Raw genomic sequence first — 16,858 nt, 5'->3', positions numbered from 1 at the left:
CGGCCGATCCGCCGCTACCACTACCGCTACCGCCGCCGCTGAGAGGACCCCATGACTACGAACCTGCCCGGCCGGGTGAGCGCCGAGCCACCCCGCGCCCCCGGCGAGGACCTCCCCACCGACCCCCACCCCGACGCCCGCCAAAGACGCACCATCCTCACCTCCGTCTGCATCGCACTGATGGCCGTCATCGCCTCGGTGTCCGGCCTCGGCGTCGCCCAGCCCGACCTCGCGGTCGCCTTCGGCGCCTCACAGAGCACGATCCTGTGGATCATCAACGTCTACACCCTCACCCTGGCCGCACTCCTCCTGCCCCTGGGCGCACTCGGCGACCGCGTCGGCCGCAAGCCGGTGCTCCTCGCCGGCCTGGTCCTCTTCGGCGCCGCGAGCGCCCTGGCCGGCCTCGCCCCGTCCGCCGAAGTCCTGTTCGCCGCCCGCCTGTTGAGCGGAGTCGGCGCCGCGATGATCATGCCGATCACGCTGGCCGTCATCACCTCCACCTTCCCCGAGGAGGAGCGCGGCCGGGCGATCGGCGTGTGGACCGGCGTGGCCGGAGGCGGCGGCATCCTGGGCATGTTCCTCTCCGCCGCGCTGGTCGACCTGGCGAACTGGCGCTGGCTCTTCGTCCTCCCCGTCGCCCTGGTCGCCGTAGCCCTCGCGATGACCGTGCGCTCGGTCCCCAACTCCACCGAGAAACACGGGCATTCCTACGACACCGTGGGCGCCCTGACCTCAGTCGTCGCCGTGGTGGGGCTCATCCTCGTCCTCCAGGAGGGCCCGGAACGAGGCTGGACCGCACCCCTGACCCTGACCGCCCTGGCCGTCGGCGTCCTCGCCGCCGGAGCCTTCGTGGCCTGGGAACTGCGCCGCCGTGACGCCGCGTTGCTGGACGTGCGGCTGTTCGGCGAACGCGCCCTGGCCGCCGGTTCGCTCACGCTCCTCGCGGTGTTCGGGGTCCAGGCGGGCGTCTTCGTGGTGCTCTTCCCGTTCCTCCAGGCCGTCCTCGGCTGGTCGGGGCTGCTGGCCACGCTGGCGTTGATGCCGATGGCGGTCCTGATGATGGGGGCGTCCGGAGCGGCGCCCGCCCTGGCCGCGCGCATCGGCCCCCGGGCGACGATGGCCACGGGCGTCCTCCTCTCCGGCGCCGGCCTCGCGCTCATGGCCTCCCTCGTCTCGGTCGGCGGCGGATACCTGTCCGTCCTGCCCGGCATGCTCGCGATGGGCGTCGGGATGGGCCTGTCGATGACCCCGTCCACCGAGGCCATCACCGGCGCGCTGCCCGCCGACCGGCAGGGGGTCGCGTCCGCCCTCAACGACGTCACCCGCGAACTCGGTACGGCGCTGGGGGTCGCGCTGCTCGGAGCGCTCCTGTCCGCAGGCTACCGCCACGCGATCGACCCCCGGCTCGACGGGGTTCCCCAGGGGGTGGCGGCCACCGCCCGCGAGGGCATCGGGAACGCGCTCGACGTCGCGGGCGGCCGGGCCGGCCCCGACGGACAGGTACTGATCCGGGCGGCCCGGGAGTCCTTCGTCGACGGCTGGCAGGGGGCGATGTGGGTGGGGGTCGGCGTGATGGCGGTGCTCTTCGTCCATGTGCTGACCCGGGGGCCGAAGAAGTGAACTGATTCCGGGGCCGCTGCATCGGGGGCCCAAGAAGTGCCCCAATTAATGCAAGCACGCTTGCTTGTTTCTGAGGGCGCTGGCATCCTCGCCCCATGGCCGACCCCACCCCCGTCATCGACGACCTGTGCGCGGAGAGCGAGGAGCTCGACCTGCTCGTGGCCGGGCTGAGCCCGGAGCGGTGGGCCCTCGCGACCCCCGCGCCGGGCTGGACCGTCGCGCACCAGATCGCGCACCTCGCCTGGACCGACCACTCCTCGCTGCTGGCCGTGACCGACCACGACGCCTTCGCCCGGCAGATCGAGAAGGCACTGGCCGAGCCCGGGGACTTCGTGGACAACGGCGCGGAGGAGGGCGCCGGCAAGGAGCCGGAGCAGCTGCTCGCGGACTGGCGGACGGGCCGCACCGCCCTCGCCGAGGCCCTGCGGTCCGCCCCCGAGGGCGCCCGTTTCCCCTGGTACGGCCCGCCCATGTCGACCGCCTCCATGGCCACCGCCCGCCTCATGGAGACCTGGGCCCACGGCCTGGACGTCGCCGACGCGCTCGGGGTGACCCGGAAGCCGACCGACCGGATCCGGCACATCGTCCGCCTCGGCGTCCGCACCCGCGACTTCGCCTTCGGCGTGCGGGGACTGACCCCGCCGTTCGAGGAGTTCCGCGTTGAACTCGTCGGCCCGGGCGGGGAGTTGTGGGTCTACGGCCCTGAAGACGCCGGCGACCGCGTCAGCGGCCCCGCCCTCGACTTCTGCCTCCTGGTCACCCAGCGCGCCCACCGCACCGACCTCGCCCTGACCGCCGTCGGAGAGGACGCCGACCGCTGGCTGGACATCGCCCAGGCGTTCGCGGGGCCACCCGGTGAGGGGCGCGCGCCCAAGGGAGCGGACCGGTGACGGCCCCCCTCCGCATCGGCAACGCCTCCGGCTTCTACGGCGACCGCTTCGACGCGCTGCGCGAGATGCTCACCGGCGGTGAACTCGACGTCCTCACCGGCGACTACCTCGCCGAACTGACCATGCTCATCCTGGGCCGCGACCGGCTGAAGGACCCCGGTGCAGGGTACGCCCGCACGTTCCTGCGGCAGTTGGAGGAGTGCCTGGGGCTGGCGCACGAGCGGGGCGTGCGGATCGTCGCGAACGCCGGCGGGCTGAACCCCGCCGGACTCGCCGTCCGCATACGGGAGTTGGCCGCCCGCCTCGGCCTTCCGGTCCGGGTCGCGCACGTCGAGGGCGACGACCTCACCGCCGCACACCCCGGCACCCTCGCCGCCCACGCCTACCTCGGCGGCTTCGGCATCGCGGAGTGCCTGCGTGCGGGGGCCGATATCGTCGTCACCGGCCGGGTGACGGACGCGGCCCTGGTCACCGGGCCCGCCGCCGCCCATTTCGGCTGGGGGCCGGGGGAGTTCGACCGGCTCGCGGGCGCCGTCGTCGTCGGGCACGTCCTGGAGTGCGGGACACAGGCGACCGGCGGCAACTACGCCTTCTTCGCCGACCGGGCGCACGACCTGCGGCGCCCCGGCTTCCCCCTCGCCGAACTCCACGAGGACGGCACCGCCGTCATCACCAAACACCCCGGCACCGGCGGCTTCGTCGACGTCGGCACGGTCACCGCGCAGCTCCTGTACGAGACCCAGGGCGCCCGGTACGCCGGACCCGACGTCACCGCCCGCCTCGACACCGTCCGGCTCACCCAGGACGGCCCCGACCGCGTTCGGATCTCGGATGTCCGCGGCGAGGCCCCGCCCCCGACCCTCAAGGTCGGCCTCAACAGGCTCGGCGGCTTCCGCAACGAGGTCGCCTTCGTCCTGACGGGCCTCGACATCGAAGCCAAAGCGGCGTTGGTGCGCGCCCAGTTGGAGCCGGTACTCACCAAAGTCGCTTACAGCAGCTGGGAGTTGGTCCGCACCGACCGCCCCGACGCCCCCACCGAGGAAACGGCCAGCGCCCTGCTCCGGCTCGTCGTACGGGACCCCGAACAGGACGCGGTGGGACGGGCGTTGAGCGGCGCCGCCGTCGAGCTGGCGCTCGCCAGCTACCCCGGGTTCCATGTGGTGGCTCCCCCCGGCAAGGGCTCGCCGTACGGCGTCTTCGAGGACGTCTACGTCCCTCAGGGCGCCGTTGACCACGTGGCGGTCCTGCACGACGGCCGCCGGATCCCCGTGCCCCCGGCCCCCGACACCGCCGTACTCGAAGACCCGCCGGAACCGCCCCTGCCCGAGCCGTTGGCGCTCGAAGGACCCCTGACCAGGGCGCCCCTCGGCCGGGTCGTCGGCGCCCGCAGCGGAGACAAGGGCGGGAACGCCAACGTCGGGGTCTGGGCCCGGAGTGACGAGGACTGGCGGTGGCTCGCGCACACGCTCACCGTCGACCTCTTCCGTGAACTCCTGCCGGAGACGGCCGACTTGAAGGTCACCCGGCACCCGCTGCCCAACCTCCGCGCCCTCAACTTCGTCGTCGAGGGGATCCTCGGCGAGGGCGTCGCCGCCCGGCACCGCTTCGACCCGCAGGCCAAGGCCCTCGGCGAATGGCTGCGCTCCCGCCACCTGGACATCCCGGAGGCCCTGCTGTGACCGTCATCAACTCCGCCCTGGACACGGCGGGTTCGGACTACCGGGCCAACCGCGAGGCCATGCTCGCCAAGCTCGACGAGCTGACCGCCGAACACGCCAAGGCGCTGGCGGGCGGTGGCGAGAAGTACGTCCAACGGCACCGGAAACGCGGCAAGTTGCTCGCCCGTGAACGGATCGAGCTGCTCCTCGACCCCGACACGCCCTTCCTGGAACTGTCCCCGCTGGCGGCCTGGGGGAGCGACTACACGGTCGGCGCCTCGCTGGTCACCGGGATCGGGGTGGTGGCGGGCGTGGAGTGCCTGATCACCGCCAACGACCCGACCGTGCGCGGCGGTGCGAGCAATCCCTGGTCGCTGAAGAAGGCCCTGCGGGCGAACGACATCGCGCTCGCCAACCGGCTGCCCTGCATCAGCCTGGTGGAGTCGGGAGGTGCCGATCTGCCGTCGCAGAAGGAGATCTTCATCCCCGGCGGCGCCATCTTCCGTGATCTGACCCGGCTTTCGGCCGCCGGGGTCCCCACCGTCGCCGTCGTCTTCGGCAACTCCACGGCCGGGGGCGCCTACATCCCCGGCATGTCCGACCACGTCATCATGGTCAAGGAGCGCGCGAAGGTCTTCCTCGGCGGTCCGCCCCTGGTGAAGATGGCCACCGGTGAGGAGAGCGACGACGAGTCCCTCGGCGGCGCCGAGATGCACGCGCGCGTGTCGGGTCTCGCCGACTACTTCGCCGTGGACGAACAGGACGCGCTGCGGCAGGCGCGGCGGGTCGTGGCCCGCCTCAACCACCGCAAGGCGTACGCCGATCCGGGCTTCGCCGAGCCGCCCAAGTACGCCGAGGAGGAACTCCTCGGGATCGTCCCCGGCGACCTCAAGGTGCCCTTCGACCCGCGCGAGGTCATCGCCCGGATCGTCGACGCCTCCGACTTCGACGAGTTCAAGCCGCTGTACGGGAGCAGCCTCGCCACCGGCTGGGCCGCCCTGCACGGCTACCCGGTCGGCATCCTGGCCAACGCCCAGGGGGTCCTGTTCTCCGAGGAGTCCCAAAAGGCCGCCCAGTTCATCCAGTTGGCCAACCAGCGGGACATCCCGCTGCTCTTCCTGCACAACACCACCGGCTACATGGTCGGCAGGGAGTACGAGCAGGGCGGCATCATCAAGCACGGCGCGATGATGATCAACGCCGTCTCCAACTCCCGGGTCCCGCACCTCTCCGTGCTCATGGGCGCCTCCTACGGCGCCGGGCACTACGGCATGTGCGGCCGCGCCTACGACCCCCGCTTCCTCTTCGCCTGGCCCAGCGCCAAGTCGGCCGTCATGGGCCCGCAGCAGCTCGCCGGCGTGCTCTCCATCGTGGCCCGCCAGTCGGCGGCCGCCAGGGGACTGCCGTACGACGAAGAGGGCGACGCGGCGCTGCGCGCGATGGTGGAGCAGCAGATCGAGTCCGAGTCGCTGCCGATGTTCCTGTCCGGGCGGCTCTACGACGACGGCGTCATCGACCCGCGCGACACCCGGACCGTCCTCGGCCTGTGCCTGTCCGCCCTCCACACGGCGCCCTACGAGGGCGCACGCGGTGGCTTCGGCGTCTTCCGGATGTGAGGGGCCCCTCTTTGCGGCTAAACCGCCGCCGCTCTCGCGGACCTGGTTGCTCGCCGTCGTGGTTCCTCAATTGATGGTTGCGGTGATCTAGTGGAAAGAGAATCCTTCGTGATCGGATCCGTTCTGGTCGCCAACCGTGGCGAGATCGCGTGCCGTGTCTTCCGTACTTGCCGTGAGTTGGGAATCCGGACGGTCGCCGTGCACTCGGACGCCGACGCGAACGCCCGCCACGCGCGCGTGGCCGACGCGGCGGTACGACTGCCCGGGTCGGCCCCCGCCGACACCTACCTGCGCGCCGACCTGGTCGTGAAGGCCGCCCTGGACGCCGGCGCGGACGCCGTGCACCCCGGCTACGGCTTCCTCTCCGAGAACGCGGACTTCGCGCGGGCCGTCCTCGACGCGGGCCTGACCTGGATCGGCCCGCCCCCCGAGGCGATCGAGGCGATGGCGTCCAAGACGCGCGCCAAGGAACTGATGGGCCTCAAGCCCCTCCACGCGGTCACGGAGACCGACCTCCCGGTCCTGGTGAAGGCGGCCGCGGGCGGCGGCGGGCGCGGAATGCGGATCGTGCGCCGCCTCGACGAGCTGCCCGCCGCCCTGGAGGGCGCCCGCGCCGAGGCGGCGAGCGCCTTCGGCGACGGCGAGGTCTTCGTCGAGCCGTACATCGAGAACGGCCGCCACGTCGAGGTGCAGATCCTCGCCGACGCCCACGGCACGGTCTGGGCCCTCGGCACCCGCGACTGCTCCCTCCAGCGCCGCCACCAGAAGGTCGTCGAGGAGGCCCCGGCCCCCGGCCTCTCCGCGGACCTCACGGAGGAACTGCGCATCCTGTCCGTACGCGCCGCCCGCGCGGTGCGCTACGTCGGCGCGGGCACGGTCGAGTACCTGGTCGCCGACGGTCGCGCCCACTTCCTGGAGATGAACACCCGCCTCCAGGTCGAACACCCGGTGACCGAGGCGGTGTTCGGCCTCGACCTGGTGGCCGAGCAGATCAGGATCGCGGAGGGCCGGACGCTGGACGCCGAGCCGCCACCCGCGCACGGCCACGCCGTCGAGGCCCGCCTCTACGCCGAGGACCCTTCCCGTGACTGGTCCCCGCAGACCGGCACCCTGCACCGCCTGGCCCTGCCCCCGTCCGTCCGCCTGGACACGGGCTACGAGGACGGCGACGAGATCGGCGTCCACTACGACCCGATGCTGGCCAAGGTGGTCGCGTACGCCCCCACACGCGAGGAGGCGATCCGCAAACTGGCGGGCGCGTTGCGGGGGGCGACCCTCCACGGCCCGACAACCAACCGCGACCTCCTGGTCCGCTCCCTGCACCACGAGGAGTTCGTCTCCGGCCGCATGGACACGGCCTTCTACGACCGCCACCTGACCGAACTCACCGATCCCGTCTCGGAGGAGTACGCCCCCCTGGCGGCAGCCCTCGCCGACGCGAGCGCCAACTCCCGCCCCGGATTCGGCGGTTGGCGCAATGTCCCGTCCCAGCCCCAGCTGAGGCGCTACGAGATGGCGGGCGAGGAACACGAGGTCCACTACCGGTGGACCCGGACGGGCCTGGAGGCGGACGGGGTCCGCGTGATCCACACGGACGCGGGCTCGGTCGTACTCGAAGTGGCAGGCGTACAACGCAAGTTCACGGTCTCCCGCTACGGCGACGAGGTCTACGTCAACACCACAGCACTGAGGTCCCTCCCCCGCTTCCCCGACCCCACGACCCAACACGCCCCGGGCTCCCTGCTGGCCCCCATGCCGGGAACGGTGGTCAGGGTGGCGGAGGGCTTGACGGTGGGAGCCACAGTGGAGGCGGGCCAGCCACTGCTCTGGCTGGAGGCAATGAAGATGGAACACAAGATCACAGCCCCGCATGCGGGAACGCTCAGCGCATGGGAGGTAGTGCCTGGCCAACAGGTAACGGTCGCCTCTCTATTGGCAGTCGTCGAACCCACCTAGGGGCGCGGGGAACTGCGCGACCAGCCCCCACGAAGGAGCCACATGCCCACGATCGAAACCGAAGAGCACAAGTCTCTGAGGCAAGCCGTAGCCGCCCTCGGCAAACGCCACGGCCGCACCTACGACCGAGAGCAACTCTGGTCAGAAGCCGCAAAACTCGGCTACCTAGGCGTCAACCTCCCGGAGGAATACGGCGGAGGCGGCGGCGGAATAGCCGAACTCTCCATAGTCCTGGAGGAGTTGGGGGCAGCAGGCTGCCCCCTCCTGATGATGATCGTCTCCCCGGCGATCTGCGGCACAGTGATCGCCCGCTTCGGCACAGACGCCCAAAAGCAGGAGTGGCTACCGGCGTTGGCGGACGGCACCCGCACCATGGCCTTCGGCATCACGGAACCAGACGCCGGCTCCAACTCCCACCGCATCACCACGACGGCCCACCGCGACGGAGACGACTGGCTACTCACCGGCCGCAAAGTCTTCGTCTCCGGAGTAGACCTGGCAGACGCCACCCTCATAGTCGGCCGCACCGAGGACTCCCGCACCGGCCGCCTCAAGCCCTGCCTCTTCATCGTCCCGAGGGACGCCCCCGGCTTCGCCCGCCGTCAGATCGACATGGAACTCAACGCCGTGGAGAAGCAGTTCGAGCTGACCCTCGACGACGTACGACTCCCCGCCGAAGCCCTCGTGGGAGACGAGGACGCAGGCCTCCTGCAACTCTTCGCCGGCCTCAACCCCGAACGCATCATGACGGCCGCCTTCGCGATCGGCATGGGCCGCTACGCCCTCTCCCAGGCGATCACGTACGCCCGCGAGCGCACGGTCTGGAACACCCCCATCGGTGCCCACCAGGCGATCGCCCACCCCCTCGCCCAGGCCCACATCGACCTCGAACTGGCCCGTCTGATGATGCAGAAGGCGGCGCACCTCTACGACGCCGGCGACGACGCGGGAGCCGGAGAGGCCGCCAACATGGCGAAGTACGCGGCCGGGGAGGCCTGTGTGAAGGCCGTGGACCAGGCCGTCCACACCCTCGGCGGCAACGGCCTCACCCGCGAGTTCGGGATCGCCTCGCTGATAACGGCCTCGCGCGTGGCTCGTATCGCCCCGGTGAGCAGGGAGATGATTCTCAACTACGTCTCCCACCAGACCCTGGGCCTGCCCAAGTCGTACTAGGCGCTCTTGGAGGAACCGTGTTCCGCAGCGAGTACGCGGATGTCCCGCCCGTAGAACTCCCCATCCACGACGCCGTGTTGGGCCGCGCCGCCGAGTTCGGCGAGCTGCCCGCGCTGGTCGACGGCGTCGACGGCACCACCCTCACGTACGGCCAACTCGACTCGTTCCACCGGCGGGTGGCCGCCGGTCTCGCCGAGGCGGGGGTCGCGAAGGGGGACGTGCTCGCGCTGCACAGCCCCAACACGGTCGCCTTCCCGACCGCGTTCTACGCGGCCACGCGCGCGGGCGCCTCCGTCACGACCGTGCACCCGCTCGCCACCCCGGAGGAGTTCGCCAAGCAGCTCACCGACTCGGCCGCCCGCTGGATCGTCACCGTCTCCCCGCTCCTGGAGACGGCCCGCCGGGCCGCCGAACTCGCGGGCGGGGTACGGGAGATCTTCGTCTGCGACAGTGCCCCCGGCCACCGCTCCCTGATCGACATGCTGGCCTCGACGGCCCCCGAGCCGGTCGTCGACCTCGACCCGGCGACGGACGTCGCGGCGCTGCCGTACTCCTCGGGGACCACCGGCATCCCCAAGGGCGTGATGCTCACCCACCGGCAGATCGCCACCAACCTCGCCCAGCTCGAACCGATGGTGGCCGCGGGCCCCGGCGAGCGCATCCTCGCCGTGCTGCCGTTCTTCCACATCTACGGCCTCACCGCCCTGATGAACGCGCCGCTCAGGCTCGGCACCACCGTGGTCGTCCTGCCCCGCTTCGAGCTGGAGACCTTCCTCGCGGCCATCCAGAACCACCGCATCACCGGCCTGTACGTCGCCCCGCCGATCGTCCTCGCCCTCGCCAAGCACCCGCTGGTCGAGCAGTACGACCTGTCGTCCCTGAAGTACGTGATCAGCGCCGCCGCCCCGCTGGACGCCGGCCTCGCGGCGGCCTGCTCGCGCCGCCTGGGCCTGCCGCCCGTGGGACAGGCGTACGGCATGACGGAACTCTCGCCCGGCACCCACATCGTCCCCCTGGCCGCGATGCACGACGCGCCTCCCGGCACCGTCGGCAAGCTCATCGCCGGCACCGAGATGCGGATCGTGTCCCTGGACGACCCCGACAAGGACCTCGGCGTCGGCGAGGCCGGCGAGATCCTCATCCGGGGCCCGCAGGTCATGAAGGGCTACCTCGGCCGCCCCGACGCCACCGCCGCGATGATCGACCCGGACGGCTGGCTGCACACCGGTGACGTCGGCCGGGCCGACGCCGACGGCTGGCTGTTCGTCGTCGACCGCGTCAAGGAGCTCATCAAGTACAAGGGCTTCCAGGTGGCGCCCGCGGAGCTGGAGGCGCTGCTCCTGACCCACCCGGGGATCGCCGACGCGGCCGTCATCGGCGTCTACAACGACGAGGGCAACGAGGTGCCGCACGCCTATGTCGTCCGCCAGGGTGAGCTTTCCGAGAGCGACGTCATGATGTACGTCGCCGAACGCGTCGCCCCCTACAAGCGGGTCCGTCAGGTCACCTTCATCGACGGCGTTCCCCGGGCCGCCTCCGGCAAGATCCTCCGACGGCAGCTCAAGGAGCACACGTGACACTGATCGGCCGCACGCGCGCGCGTGGCGTCGAGACCCTCACCCTGGACTCCCCGCACAACCGCAACGCCCTGTCGGCGGCGCTGGTGGGGGAGCTGGCGTCCGGTCTGGCGGACTGCGCCAAGGACGCGGACGTCCGCGCGGTCGTGGTGGCGCACACCGGCACGACCTTCTCGGCGGGCGCCGACCTGCGCGACCCGCCGCCCCCGGACGCCCTGGTCGGCCTCCTGCGCCGGATCGTCGACCTGGACAAGCCCGTCGTCGCCCGCGTCACCGGCCACGTCCGCGCGGGCGGCCTCGGGCTGCTCGCCGCCTGCGACATCGCGGCCGCGTCCACGGAGTCGAGCTTCGCCTTCACGGAGGTACGGATCGGGGTCGCCCCCGCGGTGATCTCCCTGACGGTCCTGCCCCGCGTCGACCCCCGCGCGAGCGCCCGGTACTACCTCACCGGCGAGCGCTTCGACGCGGCCGAGGCGGCCCGAATCGGCCTGGTGACCGCGGCGGACGACGACGTGGACGCCGTACTGGAACCGGTTCTGGACGGTTTTCGCCGATCGTCCCCCGAGGCCCTGGCGGAGACCAAACGCCTGCTCACGGCTAGGGTTCTCGAGACCTTCGACCGGGACGCGGCCGACCTGACCGCGCTCTCGGCCCGGCTGTTCGCCTCGCCCCACGCGCGCGAGGGCATGACGGCCTTTCTCGAACGACGGGATCCTTCATGGGCGGTGTGAGCACGATCGGCGGCCGGGCGGGTCAGCCCAAGGAGCCGAAGGAGCCCAAGCAGGACCGCAGCCGCGCCACCCGGCAGCGGCTCCTGGAGGCCGCCGTGTCCTGCCTCGCCGAACACGGCTGGGCGGGCTCCACCGTCTCGGTCGTCGCCGAACGCGCCGGGGTCTCCCGGGGCGCCGCCCAGCACCACTTCCCGACCCGCGAGGACCTCTTCACGGCGGCCGTCGAGTATGTCGCCGAGGAGCGCTCCACGGCCCTGCGCGCGCTGTTCCCGCAGAACGCGAGCGGCGCGACCGTCGACCGCCGGGCCGTCGTCTCGGCCCTCGTCGACCTCTTCACCGGCCCGCTGTTCCGCGCCGCCCTGCACCTGTGGGTCGCCGCCTCCGACGAGGACCAGCTCCGCTCCCGCGTCACCGAACTGGAGGCCCGCGTCGGCCGCGAGACCCACCGCATCGCCGTGGACCTTCTCGCCGCCGACGAGTCCCGCCCCGGCGTCCGCGAGACCGTCCAGGGCCTCCTCGACATGGCCCGCGGCCTCGGCCTCGCCAACCTCCTCACCGACGACACGGCCCGCCGGGAGCGGGTGGTGGCGCAGTGGGCCGTACTGCTGGACGAGGCGCTGGACTGAACTCGCGGCCCGTTGTCAGTGGTGGGGGCTACGGTTTCGGCATGGGGGATTACTTCGAGAGCGTCGTCGATCTCGACGCGAGGGCCGGGGACGCGGCGCGGCTTGCCGAGCGGATGGTTGGGTGGCTCGTGGGGGAGGGCATCGTGCAGGCAGAGGAGGTCGCGGGCTGCGTGTACGGCCGGCCGCTCGGGCATCTGGCCGGGCCCGGCTGGGGGCGGGCGGTGGCACCGGAGGACATCCGCTACGGCCCGGGGGACGGGCTCGCCGTCCACACCGAGCGGGACGTCTTCGCCGATCCCGGCGGGGCCGAGGCGGCCCACTGCCCGCGCTGCACCGCGACCGCGCGCTTCGAATCCGCCGACGGGCGGTTCATCGAGGAGGCGTCGGCGCCCTTCATGGCAGCGGTCGGCGACTGGTACAAGACGGGCGCGGGCGTTGTCGTGTGCCCGGGCCTGCACCGAGACCGTCCCGGTCGCGGAGTGGACCTGGGACGGTTCCTTCGCCCCCGCCCACCTGGGGTTCGTCTTCTGGAACTGGCCGCCGCTGTCGCCGGAGTTCCGCGCCCGAATAGCCGGGCTCCTGGACGGCCACCGCGTGGTGCGCGTCCGGGGCAAGCTCTGACCGTCGGCCTCGGGCCTCAAGGGCTGAGCCGCTCCACCCGCCAGCTCCCGTCCGGCTCCGCCACGTACCGCAGCCGGTCGTGGAGGCGGTTCTCGCGGCCCTGCCAGAACTCCACCGACTGCGGGGCCACCCGGAAGCCGCCCCAGTTCGGCGGGACGGGGACCTGCTCGCCCTCCGGGTAGCGCGCGGCCAGTTCGGCGTAGGCGGCGTCCACCTCCGCGCGTGTGGCGATCACCGAGGACTGCGCACTGGCCCAGGCACCCAGCTGGGAGCCGTGCGGCCGGGTGCGGAAGTACGCGGCGGTCTCGTCCCGCCCGGTGCGCCGGGCCAGGCCCGTCACGATGACCTGGCGGGCCATCGGATGCCAGGGGAAGAGCAGCGAGACGTACGGGTTCTCCGCGAGGTCGCGCGCCTTGCGGGAGTCGTAGTTCGTGTAGAAGACGAAGCCCTGCTCGTCGAACTGCTTCAGCAGCACCGTGCGCGAGGAGGGCCGCCCGTCGGCGTCCACGGTGGAGACCACCATGGCGTTCGGCTCGAAGAGGTGCGCCTCACCGGCCGCCTGCTTGAACCAGCGCGCGAACTGCTCCACGGGCGTGGCGGCCAGGTCGGTCTCGGCGAAGCCCTCCGCCCGGTACTGCTTGCGCATGGCGGCGGGATCGGGCGCGGGGGAAGCGGCGTCTGCGTCGGGCACGCGGTCATCTTGCCGTATCGGAGCCGTCTCCCACGGGTGGTGGCACTCAGTGCCGCAAGACTCCCCAAAGGTGACACTCGGGGATAGCATCACAGGAGCGACCGCCCGAGGACCGCGAGCTTCCCACGGCCGTGGATCCACCGGCGCGGCGCCATCCGTCGCACACATCATGAGGAGCCGCCTGATGTCCGACCCCGGTTTTGACCCCGCCTTCGTACCTGGCCTCGAAGGAATCGTCGCGTTCGAGACGGAGATCGCCGAACCGGACAAGGAGGGCGGCGCCCTGCGGTACCGGGGCGTCGACATCGAGGACCTGGTCGGCCATGTCTCCTTCGGCAACGTCTGGGGGCTGCTCGTCGACGGCGCCTTCAACCCCGGCCTGCCGCCCGCCGAGCCCTTCCCGCTCCCCATCCACTCCGGCGACATCCGCGTGGACGTCCAGTCCGCGCTCGCCATGCTCGCCCCCGTGTGGGGCCTCAGGCCGCTCCTCGACATCGATGCCGAGACGGCCCGCGACGACCTCGCCCGCGCCGCCGTCATGGCGCTCTCCTACGTCGCCCAGTCGGCCCGCGGCCAGGGACAGCCGATGGTGCCGCAGCGGGAGATCGACAAGGCCGCGTCCGTCGTCGAGCGCTTCATGATCCGCTGGCGCGGTGAGCCCGACCCCAAGCACGTCGCCGCGGTCGACGCGTACTGGACCTCGGCCGCGGAACACGGCATGAACGCGTCCACGTTCACCGCGCGCGTGATCGCCTCCACCGGGGCGGACGTCGCGGCGGCGCTCTCCGGGGCCGTAGGGGCGATGTCCGGACCGCTCCACGGCGGCGCGCCCTCCCGGGTCCTCGGCATGATCGAGGAGATCGAGCGGACCGGGGACGCGGAGGCGTACGTCAGGCAGGCCCTCGACAAGGGGGAGCGCCTGATGGGCTTCGGCCACCGGGTGTACCGCGCCGAGGACCCCCGCGCGCGTGTGCTCCGCCGCACGGCCCGCGAACTGGGCGCCCCCCGCTTCGAGGTAGCCGAAGCCCTCGAAAAAGCGGCCCTCGCAGAACTCCACGCCCGCCGCCCCGACCGAGTCCTCGCCACGAACGTCGAGTTCTGGGCCGCGATCGTCCTCGACTTCGCCGAGGTCCCGGCCCACATGTTCACCTCGATGTTCACCTGCGCCCGCACGGCGGGCTGGTCGGCCCACATCCTCGAACAGAAGCGCACGGGCCGCTTGGTCCGCCCGTCCGCGCGGTACGTGGGACCGGGTACACGGGGCCCGCAGGAGATCGAGGGCTACGGGGAGATCGCGGGCTGAGGCGCCCCTGAAAGAGCGGGGCCTTCGGGCCCCCTTTTTCATGTGCCGGACGCCAGCGCCCGTAGGAGTGGCTTCGTCTGGACGGTCATTTCCGTCGGTGTCTGCGGGCAGCCGCGCTGGAGCCAGTCCGTGGCCACGCCGATCAGGGCGCCGGCGACGAAGGCCGCGGGGACGTCGTGCGGGGTGTTGTCCGCGGCCGGGAGTTGGTCGGAGGCGTGTGCTGCCGCTGTCGTGCGCAGGCGTACGTGTTCGATGACGCGCGCGCTTCCCGTCGGGCCCAGGAGGCTGCGGTAGAGGCCCGCGTGTTCGGCGAAGTGCGCGAAGAACGCCGTCAGGGCGGGGTCGGGGTCCTCCGGGGGGCCGGACGGGTCCGGGTCGGCCGGATGGGCAGGGTCGAGGGCGACGACGACCCCGATCAGGTCGTCGATCATCGACGTGGAAGCCGCCTCGGCCAGTTCGTGTACGTCCCGGTAGTGGTCGTAGAACGTCGAGCGGCTCACCTCCGCCCGCTCCACGACGTCCGCGACGCCGATCTGGGAGAGCTCCCGCTCCTCGACGAGCCCGATCAGGGCGCGCTGCAGCGCCGCCCGCGTGCGCCGCACACGTCGGTCGCCCGGCGGGGCGCTGCTGTCGTTTGCCGTGGTCATCTCCCCGAGCCTACCGCTCTCCACACCTCAAGCCTACAGATGAAGGTTTACAGGCACCTGATGGAAAACCTACATATGTAGGCTAACGTGAAGCCATGAACCTCGACCTCACCGCCAAGACCGCCGTCGTCACCGGCGCGAGCCGCGGCATCGGACTCGCCACCGTCCGCACCCTCATCGACGAAGGCGTCCGCGTCGTCGGCGCCGCCCGCACCGTCACACCCGAACTGAAGGAGACCGGCGCGCACACCGTCGCGGCGGACCTGAGCACCGCGGAAGGAGTCACCGCCCTCATCGACACCGCGCTCGCCGAACTGGGCGGCATAGACCTGCTGGTCAACAACGTGGGAGGCGGAGACCGGGCGACCGTCGGCTTCCTCGACGTCGACGACACCGAATGGGCCGACCTGTTCGACATCAACGTCCTCAGCACCGTCCGCGCCACCCGCGCGGCCCTGCCCAGCCTGATCGAACGCCGGGGCGCGATCGTCAACGTCTCGTCCATCCTCGCCCTGACCCCCGGCGGCTTCCCGGTCGCCATGAGCTCGGCCAAGGCGGCGCTCAACGCCCTCGGCAAGTCCCTGTCCGAGGAGTTCGGCGCCCGGGGCGTCCGCGTGAACACGATCTCCCCCGGCCTGGTCCGCACGTCCGTCTACCAGGACCCCGACGGCCAGGTCGCCCGGTGGGCCGCCGCGTCCGGCACGACGCTCGCCGAGTTCGTCCAGCAGATGGTGACGTCCCAGAACGTCACGACGGGCCGTATGACGGAACCCGAAGAGGTGGCGGCCCTGATCGCCTTCCTGCTGTCGGACGCGGCGGGCAACATCACCGGCGCGAACTACGTCATCGACGGCGGCACGACCAAGGCGGCCTGAAAGCCCCCCAAACGCAGACGACCCACGAGCTCGGGTCCCCGCCTCGCGGCGGGAAGCCGGCCGGACGTACCGGCGAGCTCGTGGGTCGGGTGACTGCTGGGATTGGGCCGGCTGCACGCGTCGTTCGCGTACTGGTCCGGCACCGCACTGAGTGTGGTGGCGAGCCGCTAGCCCGCAGTCACCTCACGCGTCCGGTATTCATACATCTGCCGAACCACCTCCCTTCTCGTGTGCCCACACCCTAAGAAACGGGTCGGCGTACGATCAACCACTTTTTTCAAAGGACGCCCACCGGGGATTTCGGTGATCGCCTAGCGTTCCCGGCATGGGTGAGTTGCGGATCGAGGCGGTCGTAGGGGATGCGATGGCCGAGCAGTGGCGGCACGTGCACAACGTGGTCGTGCCGCCTGCTGCCATGTCGATCGAGGACGTGCGGGAGCGGGTCGGGCGGTATCGGCTGGTCAATGGCTATCTGGATGACGTGCTCGTCGGGTGTTCCACCGTGCGGCCGCCGGAGGCAGGGGTCGCCACCGTGATCGCGCGTGTGCTGCCCGAGTTCCGGGGGCGGGGTTTCGGTGGGGCTCTGTATGAGAAGGGTCTTGATCATGCGCTCGCGCTCGGGGCCGAGGTGATCGAGACGTGTGTGCTGGCCGTCAATGAGGACGGGGTGCGGTTCGCGGAGGCGCGTGGGTTCGTCGAGGTCGATCGGTACACGCTGGACGGTGAGTCCGACGTCTGGATCGATCTGCGGCTCCGGGCCGCCGGGGGCCGATGACAGGCGCGTGGCGCGTTTCCGGCGTACAACGATTCCTTCAATCTTGCGGGAACCCGGTGTGTGCTGCGTCACGTTCGAGTTGAATGATTGTTAGTGAGC

15 protein-coding genes are annotated in these 16,858 nt (G+C 71.6%); 13 read left to right on the top strand and 2 right to left on the bottom strand.

The features are described 5' to 3' along the window. Positions 1-51: 51 nt before the first annotated feature. The 10 genes from ABZ896_RS20960 (at position 52) to ABZ896_RS20915 (ending at position 12,468) form a co-directional block, all read left to right on the top strand. Positions 52-1,620, top strand: a complete 1,569-nt coding sequence (locus ABZ896_RS20960; RefSeq protein ID WP_360930924.1) for an MFS transporter — start codon at positions 52-54, stop codon at positions 1,618-1,620. A 95-nt stretch (positions 1,621-1,715) separates the two neighbouring features. Beyond that, entirely contained in the window at positions 1,716-2,510 is a 795-nt protein-coding gene (locus ABZ896_RS20955) for a TIGR03084 family metal-binding protein (protein ID WP_360930921.1), read from the top strand. After that, on the top strand, positions 2,507-4,189 hold the full coding sequence (locus tag ABZ896_RS20950; protein WP_360930918.1) for an acyclic terpene utilization AtuA family protein: 1,683 nt from the start codon (positions 2,507-2,509) through the stop codon (positions 4,187-4,189). The genes ABZ896_RS20955 and ABZ896_RS20950 overlap by 4 nt, the downstream gene beginning before the upstream one ends. Next, positions 4,186-5,784, top strand: coding sequence for a carboxyl transferase domain-containing protein (locus tag ABZ896_RS20945; RefSeq protein ID WP_360930915.1), 1,599 nt, complete (start codon positions 4,186-4,188; stop codon positions 5,782-5,784). Before ABZ896_RS20950 ends, ABZ896_RS20945 begins: the two co-directional genes overlap by 4 nt. A gap of 108 nt (positions 5,785-5,892) precedes the next feature. Continuing rightward, positions 5,893-7,740 (top strand): biotin carboxylase N-terminal domain-containing protein, encoded by a 1,848-nt coding sequence (locus ABZ896_RS20940; RefSeq protein ID WP_360930912.1) that lies wholly within the window; start codon positions 5,893-5,895, stop codon positions 7,738-7,740. 42 nt (positions 7,741-7,782) lie between these two features. Next, a complete protein-coding gene (locus tag ABZ896_RS20935) occupies positions 7,783-8,913 on the top strand; it encodes an acyl-CoA dehydrogenase family protein (RefSeq protein WP_360930909.1) in 1,131 nt (376 codons plus the stop codon). Positions 8,914-8,930: 17 nt separating this feature from the next. After that, complete coding sequence (locus tag ABZ896_RS20930; protein WP_360930906.1) at positions 8,931-10,490, top strand: 4-coumarate--CoA ligase family protein; 1,560 nt, start codon at positions 8,931-8,933, stop codon at positions 10,488-10,490. Beyond that, entirely contained in the window at positions 10,487-11,221 is a 735-nt protein-coding gene (locus ABZ896_RS20925; protein WP_360930903.1) for an enoyl-CoA hydratase family protein, read from the top strand. The genes ABZ896_RS20930 and ABZ896_RS20925 overlap by 4 nt, the downstream gene beginning before the upstream one ends. Next, on the top strand, positions 11,209-11,847 hold the full coding sequence (locus tag ABZ896_RS20920) for a TetR/AcrR family transcriptional regulator (protein WP_360930900.1): 639 nt from the start codon (positions 11,209-11,211) through the stop codon (positions 11,845-11,847). The genes ABZ896_RS20925 and ABZ896_RS20920 overlap by 13 nt, the downstream gene beginning before the upstream one ends. 435 nt (positions 11,848-12,282) lie before the next feature. Beyond that, entirely contained in the window at positions 12,283-12,468 is a 186-nt protein-coding gene (locus ABZ896_RS20915; RefSeq protein ID WP_360930898.1) for a hypothetical protein, read from the top strand. Positions 12,469-12,484: 16 nt separating this feature from the next. Here ABZ896_RS20915 and pdxH read toward each other — a convergent pair whose 3' ends face one another. After that, the gene (pdxH, locus tag ABZ896_RS20910; RefSeq protein ID WP_360931010.1) at positions 12,485-13,114 is read right to left on the bottom strand and encodes a pyridoxamine 5'-phosphate oxidase; all 630 of its coding nucleotides are present in this window, start codon (positions 13,112-13,114) and stop codon (positions 12,485-12,487) included. Between the two features lie 229 nt (positions 13,115-13,343). Between pdxH and ABZ896_RS20905 the strand changes: the two genes are divergently transcribed. After that, positions 13,344-14,462: a citrate synthase 2 gene (locus tag ABZ896_RS20905; RefSeq protein WP_360930895.1), complete on the top strand. Its 1,119-nt coding sequence runs from the start codon at positions 13,344-13,346 to the stop codon at positions 14,460-14,462. 38 nt (positions 14,463-14,500) lie between these two features. On the opposite strand, the gene ABZ896_RS20900 is transcribed toward ABZ896_RS20905, so the two are convergent. Continuing rightward, positions 14,501-15,109 carry a TetR/AcrR family transcriptional regulator gene (locus ABZ896_RS20900; protein WP_360930892.1) on the bottom strand — a complete coding sequence of 203 codons (609 nt, stop codon included), beginning with the start codon at positions 15,107-15,109 and terminating at the stop codon, positions 14,501-14,503. 95 nt (positions 15,110-15,204) lie between these two features. On the opposite strand from ABZ896_RS20900, the gene ABZ896_RS20895 reads away from it, so the two are divergent. Both ABZ896_RS20895 and ABZ896_RS20890 read left to right on the top strand, forming a co-directional pair. Next, the gene (locus tag ABZ896_RS20895; protein ID WP_360930889.1) at positions 15,205-15,984 is read left to right on the top strand and encodes an oxidoreductase; all 780 of its coding nucleotides are present in this window, start codon (positions 15,205-15,207) and stop codon (positions 15,982-15,984) included. Positions 15,985-16,309: 325 nt separating this feature from the next. Next, positions 16,310-16,759, top strand: coding sequence for a GNAT family N-acetyltransferase (locus ABZ896_RS20890; protein WP_360930886.1), 450 nt, complete (start codon positions 16,310-16,312; stop codon positions 16,757-16,759). The last annotated feature ends 99 nt before the right edge of the window (positions 16,760-16,858 follow it).

It is taken from the genome of Streptomyces sp. NPDC047072 (genome assembly GCF_040643855.1).
GTDB lineage: Bacteria > Actinomycetota > Actinomycetes > Streptomycetales > Streptomycetaceae > Streptomyces.
Note: the sequence above shows the minus strand (reverse complement) of the source record. Positions and strands in the feature narration are given on the sequence as shown.